This window comes from Flavobacterium sp. NLM, from assembly GCF_002210235.1.
In the GTDB taxonomy this organism is placed as follows: domain Bacteria; phylum Bacteroidota; class Bacteroidia; order Flavobacteriales; family Flavobacteriaceae; genus Flavobacterium; species Flavobacterium panici.
In genome coordinates this window covers 529,432-543,001 of record NZ_LIAC01000002.1, presented here as the reverse complement: position 1 = coordinate 543,001, position 13,570 = coordinate 529,432, and the positions used below count along the sequence as shown (strand labels likewise).

The following is a 13,570-nucleotide window of genomic DNA, read 5'->3' as shown; positions in this document are numbered from 1 at the left end:
CATTGTAAAAAAAAATATCGCTATTAACCAACCATTTTTTATACCTAGAAACCGCAATTCTTTAAAAGAGTTGCGGTTTTTTATTTTTGATGTTTTTTGTTTCAAGTTTTAGGTTTCATGTTTCAGATTCGTTGTGATATTTAACGCAAAGCACGCTAAGTTTTTTTTGATATAGATTGTATTTACAATGCGCTAAGTTCGCAAAGCTATATCTACACAAAGCTTTGCGAACTTAGCGGTTTTATAAAAACCTAACTTATTAAAAAATCTTAGCGTGCTTTGCGTTAAAAATTGCGCTAAAAATCTACACAAAGTTTAATCGCATTTCAACCTGAAACATGAAACTTTAAACCTGAAACAATTCACCAGTCTTTTAATCCTTCTTCTTGAAACCAAAATAATAGTTCAATCCAAATCCTAAAGTACGGCTGTCGTATCTCGTGTTTGTGCTTTCTACCTCACCTATGGCTTTTCCCATATTTACACCTGTATAATATAAATTGACTGCCAAGGAATCATAATTTTTATCTGAAAGAATAATATCTATACCAAGTCCAATCCCTACAGATTGCTGCCATTCTGTAACAATATCTTTTTGGGTTTTCGATTGAGACGGATTATTTTGATTGATCGTGGTATAATTCTGCTGAGCTTCGATTCTTGATATATTATAAACAGGAAGAATTTGAAGAAGAACATCTCCGGCACTATATTCCCCGCAAGAAAGACATATTTTAGGCGTAAATCCAAAATTTAAAGCATTCGCACTTACTTTTGTCACACTTGTAATGTTTCCTACAGCATCTGTTTTATTATAATCTTCGAGAGTTCCATAATAATAAGTTACTCCAAACTCAGGTTTTAAGAACTTGTATACTTTAGCTTCTAAACCTAACCCGCCCTGAATATAACCAGAACCTTGAAAATCAGTATGACGATAAAAAGATAAATCAACAAAACCTCTAATCTGCGCATTTGAATTGGCTGAAAGTAAGATCAATAAAAAATAGAAAATGTTTTTCTTCATAATAAATTCATAATTACATCTAAATCAACAAATTAGTTTCTCATTGACTTTTGTACTAAAAATACTTGTTTTTTATATATGAAAAGGATTTTTCTTTTATCATAAAAAATAAACTTCAAAAGCAGACAAGTACATAATTGCGAGGAACGAAGAAATTTCAACTGCAGAGTTAAACTTTGTGTTGTTTTTTTAACGCAAAGTACGCTAAGATTTTTTTTAAGTTAGGTTTTTATAAAACCGCTAAGTTCGCAAAGCTTTGTGCTGATATAGCTTTGCGAACTTAGCGAATTCTAAATACAATCTATATCAAAAAATCTTAGCGTACTTTGCGTTAAAAAATTCCACAAGCTATGCAACCTGAAACTTCAAACCTGAAACAAATTTTTCTTTAACTTTGCACTTATGAAAATAGAAATTTGGTCGGACATCATGTGTCCGTTTTGTTATATCGGAAAAAGACAGTTGGAAACAGCTTTAGCTGAATTTCCAAATAATGAATTTGAAATTGAGTGGAAAAGCTTTCAGCTTGACCCAACTATTACGCCACAACCAGAAAAAGACGTTTATACGTATTTAGCAGAACGAAAAGGTATGTCTGTTGAACAATCAAGAGAAATGCATAAAGGTGTCGCAGAACGTGCTAAAAGTGCTGGTTTAGATTATAACTTTGATAAAGCGGTTATTTCAAATTCTTTAGAAGCGCATAGGATTATTCAATTGGCTAAGACTAAAAAATTAGGCGATGAAATGGAGGAAATCTTCTTTAAAGCTTATTTTACAGAAGGAAGAGACTTAAACGATGGTCCAACTTTAATTGAATTAGCCGAAAAAGCAGGATTGAGCAAAAATGATGTTTTGGAAGTTCTGGAAAGCGAAAGTTTATATTTGAAAGAAGTTCAAAGCGATATTAAAGAAGCTCAGGAAATTGGCGTGCAGGGAGTTCCGTTTTTTGTTTTTGACCGAAAATATGCCGTTTCGGGCGCTCAGCCAGTTGAAGCTTTTGTTCAGACAATCAAAGAAGGTTTAAAATAATTTAAATTGAAATAGGAAAACAAAACGGATGAGTAAATTGCTCATCCGTTTTTGTTTTTAATCTAATCGCGAAGAAAACTTACTGCGCCCAATAAGGCCGCAATTTCATTATCTGTAGAAATGGAAACCTGTATTTCTAAACCTGATTTTTTTATGCTTTTATTAAATGAAGACAGAAATAAATCACTCGCATTGGCAATTTTTCCACCAATGATAATATGCTCTGCCGAGAAATTCTTTATCCACGGAATTACAACTTCGGCTAAATCTTCACCCATTGTTTCAAATACTTTTACAGCTTGTTGATCTCCGTTAATGGCTAAATCATAAAGCTCTAAACCATTTTTTAGGGTAAAACCACTTAACGTTTTATAATGAGATAAAAGGCCTCTCACAGAAACATAATCTTCGGCAATACCTTCTTTATATTCCAGATTATAAATTTCTCCATCTGTTGGTACCTGGTTTCCTGTACTTATTGAAACTCCTTTATCAATAAAACAAGCTCCTAAACCTGTACCTAAAGTAACTGCCATTACCTTTTTAGAAAGATTTTCCTGCTGTTTAAAAACTTCCCCTTTTCCAAAACAAACAGCGTCATTTTCAAAAAGCACCGGAAAATCATTTGAAAAATTAAGGCTTTCTAAAATCAAATCTCTAACATTCAATCCGTAGAAATGTTCGTATTTAGATTGATCTTTAATCCAGCAAATGCCTTTTTCATAATCAAATGGGCCGGGCATACAAACGGCAATTCCTGTAATATTTTCAATTTTTGAATTTTCAATTGCTGTATTAATGACTTTTTTCCAAATAGTTATTACTTGATTTACAGGTAAATTAGAGTCGAATGATTCTTTATATAATGAAAGTTCCATCACTTTCATTTCTGTTTTATTGATAACTGCTGCGGTAATATGTGTTCCTCCTATATCTAGCCCTATGGCATATGATGTATTCATTTTTAATCGTTTAACTTTTTAGTACTAGATATTTTTATCTTTTAAAATTTGAGGATAATGAATACTCGTGTGTACAATCATTTCTCCAAATAATGTATTTGCCCATGCAAACCATTTACGGGTAAATTTGTTTACATCATCTTTATGAAAGGATTCGTGCATAAATCCGGTATCGGCATTTGTTTTAATCAAATTGCTGATGCATGTTTTAATTTCATTTTCGTCTACACTTGTAATCGCTCTCAAAACAATACTCAATGGCCAGATTGTATCAACTCCGGTATGCGGGCCGCCAATTCCTTCTCCGGCTTTTCCTTTATAGAAAAACGGGTTGTTTTCTGAAAGAACAACTTTACGTGTATTTAGATATAAAGGATCATTTGGAGCAATCGCACCTAAATATGGAAGTGATAACAATGAAGGAACATTAGCATCATCCATCATATGAAAACTGCCAAATCCATTTACTTCGAAAGCAATGATTTTTCCGAATTTTGGATGTTCTATAATTCCGTTTTCTTTTAAACCTTTTTGGACCTGATCTCTTAACTCTGTAGCTTTGGCAACTAAATCATTGTCTTTCAAAGCCGGTAAAGAGAAAATTTCAATCAAATAATCTAATATTTCAATTGCGAACATATTGCTTGGAATTAAATATCCAAACAAAGTACTGTCGTCACTTGGTCTAAAAGTAGAAACGATTAATCCACAAGGTTTTACAGGATAGCCGTAACCGCCTAACGGAACTCCATCTGTAGCCCAGGCAGTTTGACGCTGAAAACTATACGGGCCGCCTTTTCCGTCCAGTCTTTGTTGTTCTTTAAAAGTCTGCAGAATCAAAAGCATCGCTTCTTTCCATTTGGCATCAAACAAACTAATATCTCCGGTTTCTTTCCAGTATCCGTGTGCTAATCGAACTGGGTAACACAAACTGTCAATTTCCCATTTTCTTTCGTGAATTCCGGGCTGCATTTTTGTTAAGTCATTTTTCCATTCGCTTTCTTTGGTGAAATCTTTATAAAAAGCATTCGCATAAGGATCAAGCAAAATACATTTCGCCTGACGGTTGATTACTCCTTTCACCAATTCTGCCAGTTTTGGATCTTCTTTTACAAATGGAATATAAGGCCAAATCTGCGCTGTACTATCACGAAGCCACATTGCATCAATATCTCCTGTAATTACGTATGTATCTGGTTTTCCGTCAATAATTTCAAAATCGACTGTAGTGTCTAATGTATTTGGAAAGCAGTTTTCAAATAACCAGGCCAATTCTGGGTTTGCTATTTGTTTTTTGATTCTCACAATTGCCGCTTCGACTGCTTTACTTGTAAATTTTCTTTCGGCAAGCGGAGGTCTTTTACTGATAAAATCTTTTAAAGGAAACTGAAATGCATCTGAATTAAATCCAAAAACATCCGTTTGAAGCGCTAATAATCCTGCGGAAAAAATTCCTGTATTTTTTATAAATTTTCTACGTGACTGCATAAATTTTACTTTGAAGTTGAATAAGAATATGGATACGCTTCTGATGTTGTACCTCTTTTTAAATTTGGAGAACTTGTCATATCAAAATTCAATTCTCCGCCTTTTAATACATCAAAATGATTGATATAGTTTTTAGTATAAGATGAATTATCCCATTTCAATTCATTTACATATTTGCTTACATCTGAATTATTTGGGGCATTTATAATAAGCTGTTTTCCATTTTCAAGCTGTAAAGTTGTTTTCTTAAATAATGGCGCACCTAAAACGTATTCTTCTGTTGCGGGACAAACCGGATAAAATCCCATTGCAGAGAAAATATACCAGGCGGAAGTCTGTCCGTTATCTTCATCTCCGCAATATCCATCTGGAGTTGGTTTGTACAAACGGTTCATAACTTCTCTTGACCAATATTGCGTTTTCCAAGGTTCGCCTGCATAATTGTATAAATAAATCATATGCTGAATTGGCTGATTTCCGTGTGCATACTGCCCCATATTCATGATTTGCATTTCTCGAATTTCATGAATAACAGAACCGTAATAAGTATCATCAAAAACCGGAGGCGTTGTAAATACAGCATCTAATTTTGAAGTGAATTTTTTCTCGCCGCCCATCAAATCAATTAAACCCTGAATGTCGTGAAATACGCTCCAGCTGTAATGCCAGCTGTTTCCTTCTGTAAAAGCGTCTCCCCATTTGAACGGATTAAAATTGGGTGGAAAACTGCCGTCTTTATTACGTCCGCTCATTAATCCGATAGATGGATTAAATAGCTTTTTATAATTCATCATTCGCTTTTCAAGCAGATTAATTTCTTTTTTCGGGCGATCTAAAGCTTTGGCTAATTTCCAGATTGCAAAATCATCATAAGCATATTCAAGTGTTCTGGCTGCATTTTCATTAATCTCAACATCGTAAGGAACGTATCCTAAAGTATTGTAATACTGTACTCCTTTTCTGCCTACAGCTTCCAGCGGACCTTCATTATTAGCTCCGTGCTGCAAAGCTTCATATAAAGTATTAATGTCATAACCGCGTAGTCCTTTCATATAAGCATCAGAAACTACAGAGGCAGAATTATTCCCGACCATAACATTTCTAAAGCCCGGACTTGACCATTCCGGCAAAAATCCGCCTTCTTTATAATCGTTTATTAAACCTTCTTGCATTTCTTTATTTATAGAAGGATAAACTAAATTTAATAAAGGATATAAGGCACGGAATGTATCCCAAAAGCCAGTTCCTGCATACATATATCCCGGTAAAACTTTTCCATTATATGGGCTGTAATGCACAATTTCGCCATCTTTATTTATTTCATATTGTTTTTGAGGAAAACAAACGGTACGATATAAACAAGAATAAAAAGTTTTTAATTGATCTTCATTTGTATCTTCAACCGTAATTTTTCCTAAAACTTTATTCCATTCGTTTTTAGATTGTGCCAAAGTTTCTTCAAAAGATGCTGAACCTAATTCATTCTTTAAAGTCAGTTCTGCTTGTTCCGGGCTTATAAAAGAGGAAGCTACTTTTACGTTTACTTTTTCTCCTTTTTTAGTTTTAAACTCCACTATTGCGCCAGTATGAAGTCCAACTGCTTCTAATTTATCTTTAATCAAAACTCTATCAATACAAGTATAATTTGTTGCAAATGGTTTATCAAATACTAAAACAAAATAGTTTTTGAAGTTTTGAGGAACACCGCCGCTATTACGGGTTGTATAACCAATAATTTTATTTTCTGACGGAATTATTTTTATATAAGATCCTTTGTCGAATGCATCAATTACAATTGAAGATTTTTCGTTTTCAGGAAATGTAATCTGAAAATGTGCTGCTCTTTCGGTTGTTGTAATTTCTGTTATTACATCATAATCAGCCAGATAAACGCTGTAATAATAGGGCTTAGAAACTTCTGCTTTATGACTGAACCAACTCGCACGTTCATCTTCGGCGAAAGCCAATTTACCACTAACAGGCATAATCGAAAACTGACCGTAATCATTCATCCATGGTGAAGGCTGATGCGTTTGCTTAAACCCTCTGATTTTTTCTGCGGTATACGTATACGCCCATCCGTCGCCCATTTTTCCGGTTTGCGGTGTCCAGAAATTCATTCCCCAAGGTCTGCAGATTGCGGGATAGGTATTTCCGTTGGAAAGATTATGCAGTGACTGCGTTCCCATTAACGGGTTTACATATTCTACGGGCTCTTTAACTTGTGCATTTACAGAAATGCAATACTGTATTAATCCAAAAAAAATTAAACTTTTTATTTTCATAGTTTTTGTTTTTTTATGCTATAGGCTTTAGGCTTTAAACTGAACTTTAACTTTATACCTACAAGGTTTTAAAAACCTTGCAGGAAACCGAATGGTCTTACTTCTTAAATCTAAAATCTACACTCTAAAATCTAAAATCAATTAGGTCTGTTTTCTCTTTTTACTCCAAATGTCAACGAAGGCTTGCTTCCCATATATAATTTCAATTCTCCGCCTTGAGCTATCATTTCTTGTGTGATATATGATTTTGTATATGGGTTTCCATTATACTCTGCTCTTTGAATGTAAATATTATCTGCGCTGTTATCAATTGCATTTATTTTAAATGAAATTCCTTTTTTATAATTTATAACTGCTGAATTTACTAACGGGCTTCCTAAAACGTAAATTCCGTTTGCGGGATTTACAGAATAAAATCCCATTGAAGATAAAACATACCAAGCCGACATTTGACCTAAATCTTCATTACCGCATAATCCGTCTGGTTTTGTGGAGTAAAATTTATCATCGATTTCACGAATTAATTTTGCCGTTTTCCAAGGCTGACCTGCAAAAGCATACAAATACGGAATATGATGATTGGGTTCATTTCCATGAGCGTACTGCCCTATTAAACCGCTGATATCTGGTGAAACATCTTCTCCTTCTACTTTATCGGTTATTAAAAATAAAGAATCCAGTTTGTTTAAAAAGCTTTCTTCGCTTCCAAACAAATCGATTAAACCATACGGATCCTGAGGAACCAACCAAGTATACTGCCACGCATTTCCTTCTACATAATCATCTTTTCGGTGTGCTGATGAAAGCGGATTAAATGGTGTTCTCCATTTTCCATTGGTTAATTTACCTCTCATGAAAGCGGTTTCTTTATCAAAATAAAGTTTGTATAAATTGGCTCTTTTCGTGAAATAAGCGTAATCTTCCGTTTTATTTAAGGCTTTTGCCATTTGTGCAATGCAATAATCGTCGATTGCATATTCAAGCGCATTTCCAACAGATTCCAGCATTTTATCGGCTGGGATATATTCTAATTTTTGAACATAATCCATTCCGTCGCGAGTTTGCATGGCTGTTTTTTTGATGGCTTCGTAAGCTAATTCGGTATCATAATCTCGGCAACCTTTTAAGTATGCATCGACAATAACAGCAATTGAATGATTTCCGTTCATTGTGTTGGTTTCATTACCCATTAAATGCCAAACCGGTAATCTTCCTTGCTGCTGATAAATCGCCAAAAATGATTTAACAATATCATTAATTTTTTCCGGCTGCGTAATCGTGTATAAAGGATGTAAACCGCGATATGTATCCCAAAGTGAAAAAGTAGTGTAGTTTGTAAAATTTGCTTTTTCGTAGACTTTTTTATCTGTTCCGAGATAATCTCCATTGGCATCATTGAAAATAGATGGCGCAAACATGGTATGATACAAGGAAGTATAGAAAACTTTCATTGTTTTTTCGTCTCCTTTTATCTGAATTTTATTAAGCTCTTTATTCCATTTTGAATTCGCTTCTTTTACTGTTTTATCGAAATCCCAAGACGGAATTTCTGCTTTAACATTCGCTGCAGCATTCTCTGAACTTACCGGAGATATTCCAACTTTTACCAGAACTTGTTTGTTTTTTAAGGCAGCAAAATCTAATACTGCTTTCATTTTTAAACCTTCACCTCCATGACCTCTTACCACAGCAGTACTGTCGTATAAAGTAAGATTTGCAATTGGTTCAGAAAATTCCATAGAAAAATAAATACGCTGATCTGCTGCCCAGCCTGCAGAATAACGGTAACCTTCAATTTTAGTTTCATCAACTTTTCTTATAAAGGTTTTTACGGGTCTGTCCCAGCCAATTCCGTCTGCAAGATCAATTAAAATATGAGCATCATCGTCTGAGTTGAAAGTGTATTTGTGGAAACCTACTCTTTCGCTCGCTGTTAATTCTGCTTTGATATTGTATTTATCTAATAAAACGCTGTAATATCCTGGTTTAACAATTTCATTATTATGAGAGAAATAAGAGCCATAACCTGTTGTCATGTCTTCTTTTGTTCCTTTGGTAAGCGCCACTTTTCCTGAAACAGGCAAAAGTAAAATATCATTTAAATCTCCAATTCCTGTTCCGCTTAAGTGGGTGTGCGTAAAACCTAAAATGGTGTTACTGGCATAATTGTATCCGCTGCACCAATCCCAGCCTTCAAAAACATTTACTGGTCCTAATTGCACAGCTCCAAACGGAACATTAGCACCTACAAATACGTGACCGTGACCTGCTGAACCTATCAACGGATTTACATATTGTGTGTAATTTATGTCTGTCGTTTTTGTTTGTTTTTTGTGTTTTGTCTTTTTATGCTGTGATATTACCGGATTGGCAAAAAATAGGTTTAAAGCTAAAAAGCTGCTAAATATTATTCTCATTTATTTTTATTTTTGATTTCGTATTGTTTTAGCCCACTGATGAAACGGATTAAACAGATTGACGCAAATGTTTTTTAATTTCTTTGTGTTAGACGCACTGCTGTGCGTCTCTACGGAAAACCTTTGTCACTTTTATTATATTGGTTTAGCCCGCGGATGATACGGATCAAACTGAGTTACACGAATCTTTTAATTTGTTTGTGTTAGACGCACTGCTGTGCGTCTCTACGGAAAATCTTTGTCACTTTTATTATATTGGTTTAGCCCACGGATGATACGGATCAAACTGAGTTACACCAATCTTTTAATTTCTTTGTGTTAGACGCACTGCTGTGCGTCTCTACGGAAAACCTTTGTCGCTTTGCCCCTTTGAACCTTTGTCCCTTTCTTAGCAACTTAGAACCTTAGTACCTCTTTAAAACCTCATATAATGAGAAAACTTTAATCTCTGGATTAACAATTTTTCCTTCAAATGAAATTATTTTCTCTTCTCCAGCGGCTAAATCTATATAATTATCACTCCATTTTCCGGTATATCCTTTGATGGAAATGTAAACATATTTTGCTTGCTTTTGGGCTTTTAAAAATACTTTATTTCCTTTTATCTGCCAGCTTATTTTCGGGTCTTCTAATTTTAAATCTATTGGGCGTGTAAGATCGATTTCTGGCGTTTTATCATCTCTGTACGCTTCCCGAATGGCATACCAGGCCGCTCTTGGCTGTCGGTTATCATAATCCGTTATGCTCCAGCTTGCAACGGGCCAGCAGTCGTTTAACTGCCAGACTAAAGTTCCCATATTATAGGGCGCTTTAGACCGATGAATACCTACGATATTTTTTATTGTATAATACTGTAAACATTGTGTCAGGTACGTATAATCTTCCACATTCATCTTTTTTATTTTGGTTGAATCGATAAAATATCGGTTCAAATACGAATTCAGTTTTATAAATCCTTTGCCAGATTTTTGATGCGCTTTTATTACATCTGAATATAAACGTCGGTCTTCCGGCAATGTGAATTTTTCTGTAGAAGAATAATTCGGCATAGACAACATTCCGTATTCACTCACAAATCGTCCTGTTTTTTTCTGTGTCGCTTCAATATCTTCTAATCCCCACCATAAACCCCAATAATGACTGTCGCCTTCGGTAATGCTTTTTTGTTTGGACCAATGATGTAAAGGTGAAGAACTTAAATATGGACGTTTATCATCGACTTCTTTAACCCATTTTGGAATACTATCGTGAAATAAACGAACATAATCGTGCCACAAACGAGTAGAATCTTGTTTTGACAATTTCATGCTTCTCATCCATCCCCAGTTTTTAAAGGCTTCATCAGATTCGTTATTTCCGCACCATAAAACGATACTTGGATGATGGCGCAGACGTTTTACCTGATATTGTACTTCTTCTTTTACATTATCAAAAAATGCTTTATCGCCGGGAACCATTGTGCCGGCAAACATAAAATCCTGCCAGACATTAATGCCGTATTTATCGCATAAATCATAAAAACAATCATCTTCATAAATTCCGCCGCCCCAAACACGAAGCATATTCATATTGGCATCTTTGGCAGATAAAATTACTTTTTCGTATTCTTTTTTGGTTACCCGAGAAAGAAATGCATCTGACGGAATATAATTGGCGCCTTTCATATAAACCGGCTTTCCATCTATTTTAAAATAAAAAGATCGGCCAAGGCTATCCGGTTCTTGTATTAATTCTATTTTACGATTAAGAACGTATGGTTTCTCTGGAGTTTTTTCGTCGTAAGCTTCAAGTCTCGGTGTTTTCCAAATTCCGCATGTTGTGAATTTTGGTCCCCAATCCCATCCAAAATGATACTGCGCTTTGCGAACATAAGCACGCGGATTGTCTGGAATTTTAAAAGGCAGATCTTTTTTAGCAAGTGAATCAACAACATTTTGTGCCGATTGAAATACTATTACTAAATTATTATCTCCAGATTTGAGTATTTTTTTAACATCAACACGCCATTGACGAAACATATTATCGGCTTTTAAAACCAACTGATTATTTAAATATACAGATGCATAAGTATCTAATCCATCAAAAACCAATTCTGTGTTTTTCTTTTTCAGCATTGCTGCTGCAACTTTAAATGTGGTTTTATATTCCCAGTTTTTACGTTCTATCCACAATAACTTCTTTTCGTTGTCCCTGAAAAATGGGTCTGGAATTAATTTATTGTTTAATAAATCGGTATGGATTTCTCCCGGAACTGTCGCTGGAAACCACTTTTGTGTTTTTTCTTCCCGATAATTCCAATTGTTCTTCAAATCAACATTTTGTGCAAGGGCAGTCAATGAAAAATTTGAAAGGCAAAGGAAGATTAACCAAAGAAGTTTTGTTTGAAAATTCATTTTATTCTAATACTATTTATACCTTTTAAAGTTACTAAAAAAGGCATAATAATTTAATCATTTGGCAGCTTAGAGAAGGAATTGAACGTACTAAAGTTATTCCTTCTCCTTAGAATTTATTTTTCGTTATTAACTCAAAAAAAACAACTGGAAATATTTTCTTTTACTACTGCCTTATGTATGCTTTTAATTTGATGTGGGCTGTTTTAATTCTGATTATCAATGAACTTTAAACATCTGTATTGTTCTGAGATTTTTTTAATTTTTGAAAATAATCCCATCTTTTTCAGCAGAGCACTCTTTGCTTTTGCGAAAAAAAAGGTATTTAAATCAATAAATCAAACTCATTTAATACGGATTGTTATGGGCACATTTATAAAGAGATTTAAAAATAAGCCGGGCATGCTCAGTACCCGACTTATTTTAACTAACCAACCAATTTAAAAATTATTTATCCCACCAGATTCTAGTGGTCATTAAATCTAAACCTTGACGTTGAATTGCTTCCCTATAATTAGCCGCGTTTGTAACAAGCTCTGACTGATCATAAATTAATCTTCTTGGAATAGTTCCCTTAGTATCTCCTGTTGGATCATTAACAGGAACTAATACTGGGTAACCAGTTCTTCTGTATTCTGAAAAAGCTTCAAAACCATTGAATAATAAAACAATCCATTTTTGTGTAATAATCTGCTCGATTTTTTGTGCATCTGTTCCAGCAGTTTTAAAAGGATACGTTGTGATGTAAGTGTTGTATTCTGCTGGTGTAACTGCAGGCACTTTATCTCCAAAAATCGTTAAAATATTCATGGCCGCTCTTACTCCGTTTTCGTAATAAGTCTGTGCAGATCCGCCAACATTCCATCCTTTTACTGAAGCTTCTGCCAATATAAATTGAACTTCTGAATAAGACATAATTAATGTAGGTGCGTCTAAACGTAATACTGTTGATGTATTAGGATCTGAGAAAAGTTTTTTGTCTCCTCCAGGAAATTCTTTAGCATCATTAGCCAAACCTTGCTGACTTGCCGGATTGTTATTTCCTGTTGCTTCAAGTTTTGCATAAATTCTTAAACGCGGATCGTTTGTGTTTTTCAACAAATCGATGAATGTTTTACTGAATTTGATGTTTGATTCTCCTCCGTTTAAGTCATTTCTAACCCATGAAGAAGTAATTGGGTTTGTTTTAACCCCGGCAGGACCTGCATCGTGTTTTAAAACTAAACTGTCATCGTTTGAAGTAAAAACTCCTTTTGAGTATGCTTTTTCTACATATTCTTTTGCTTTCGCAGGATTTACTTTAGACAAACGCATTGCTACTCTCAACATTAAAGAGTTTGCTAATTTTTTCCATCTTGCAACATCACTTTGGTAATACAAATCGGCATTGCCTACAAAAGGTTTTGTTGCATCAAGTGCGGTTCCGGCTTCATCTAATTCTTTTAAAAGATCATTGTAGATTGCTTCTTGCGTGTCGTATTTTGGAGAAAAAACGTTTCCGTTATATCCTTTTCCAGCTTCGAAATAAGGAACTTCACCATACGTATCTGTCAATTTTTGGAACAAGAAAACTTTCATGATTCTGCATGCCTGAATCATGTTTGAATTTTCAGGAGTATTATCTATTACAGATAATAACTGGAAAATCTGATTTAATCCTTTTCCGTATGTTTCTCCAAAAAGAGCCGCAGAATATTCAGAAGAATAGGTGTACTTAGAACCTGGTCCTCCAAGTGAAGAAAACTGCTGTACGATTTGTGCTGCGTATAAGTTATTTCCTCTGGTGTTAGAAAAATCCTGTCCGTCAACATAGATCTCTGCAAGTGTAAACATTGATTTTACAGCCGGATCTGTTAAAGCATTTGGATTCTTATTCATTTCTTCGAATCCTTTATCGCACGAAGCTAATGTCAATGCACTAACAATTGCGACACAAAATATTTTTATATATCTATTTTTCATTTTT

Annotated in this window: 8 protein-coding genes; 1 reads left to right on the top strand and 7 read right to left on the bottom strand. The window is 34.5% G+C overall.

Annotated elements, in window-relative coordinates; all coding sequences use genetic code 11:
• Positions 1–373 precede the first annotated feature (373 nt).
• Positions 374–1,027, bottom strand: coding sequence for a hypothetical protein (locus APR43_RS04225; protein ID WP_053472657.1), 654 nt, complete (start codon positions 1,025–1,027; stop codon positions 374–376).
• A 402-nt stretch (positions 1,028–1,429) separates the two neighbouring features.
• On the opposite strand from APR43_RS04225, the gene APR43_RS04220 reads away from it, so the two are divergent.
• The gene (locus APR43_RS04220; protein WP_053472658.1) at positions 1,430–2,059 is read left to right on the top strand and encodes a DsbA family protein; all 630 of its coding nucleotides are present in this window, start codon (positions 1,430–1,432) and stop codon (positions 2,057–2,059) included.
• Between the two features lie 62 nt (positions 2,060–2,121).
• On the opposite strand, the gene APR43_RS04215 is transcribed toward APR43_RS04220, so the two are convergent.
• The 6 genes from APR43_RS04215 to APR43_RS04185 all read right to left on the bottom strand — a co-directional run bounded on the left by APR43_RS04215 (position 2,122) and on the right by APR43_RS04185 (position 13,566).
• Positions 2,122–3,021 (bottom strand): ROK family protein, encoded by a 900-nt coding sequence (locus tag APR43_RS04215; RefSeq protein ID WP_053472659.1) that lies wholly within the window; start codon positions 3,019–3,021, stop codon positions 2,122–2,124.
• A 24-nt stretch (positions 3,022–3,045) separates the two neighbouring features.
• Entirely contained in the window at positions 3,046–4,509 is a 1,464-nt protein-coding gene (locus tag APR43_RS04210) for a glycoside hydrolase family 125 protein (protein WP_053472660.1), read from the bottom strand.
• Between the two features lie 5 nt (positions 4,510–4,514).
• Positions 4,515–6,794 (bottom strand): GH92 family glycosyl hydrolase, encoded by a 2,280-nt coding sequence (locus APR43_RS04205; RefSeq protein WP_053472661.1) that lies wholly within the window; start codon positions 6,792–6,794, stop codon positions 4,515–4,517.
• Between the two features lie 137 nt (positions 6,795–6,931).
• Positions 6,932–9,211 carry a GH92 family glycosyl hydrolase gene (locus APR43_RS04200; protein ID WP_053472662.1) on the bottom strand — a complete coding sequence of 760 codons (2,280 nt, stop codon included), beginning with the start codon at positions 9,209–9,211 and terminating at the stop codon, positions 6,932–6,934.
• 404 nt (positions 9,212–9,615) lie between these two features.
• A complete protein-coding gene (locus tag APR43_RS04195) occupies positions 9,616–11,604 on the bottom strand; it encodes a beta-mannosidase (RefSeq protein ID WP_053472663.1) in 1,989 nt (662 codons plus the stop codon).
• A 447-nt stretch (positions 11,605–12,051) separates the two neighbouring features.
• The gene (locus APR43_RS04185) at positions 12,052–13,566 is read right to left on the bottom strand and encodes a SusD/RagB family nutrient-binding outer membrane lipoprotein (protein WP_053472665.1); all 1,515 of its coding nucleotides are present in this window, start codon (positions 13,564–13,566) and stop codon (positions 12,052–12,054) included.
• Positions 13,567–13,570: the final 4 nt, after the last annotated feature.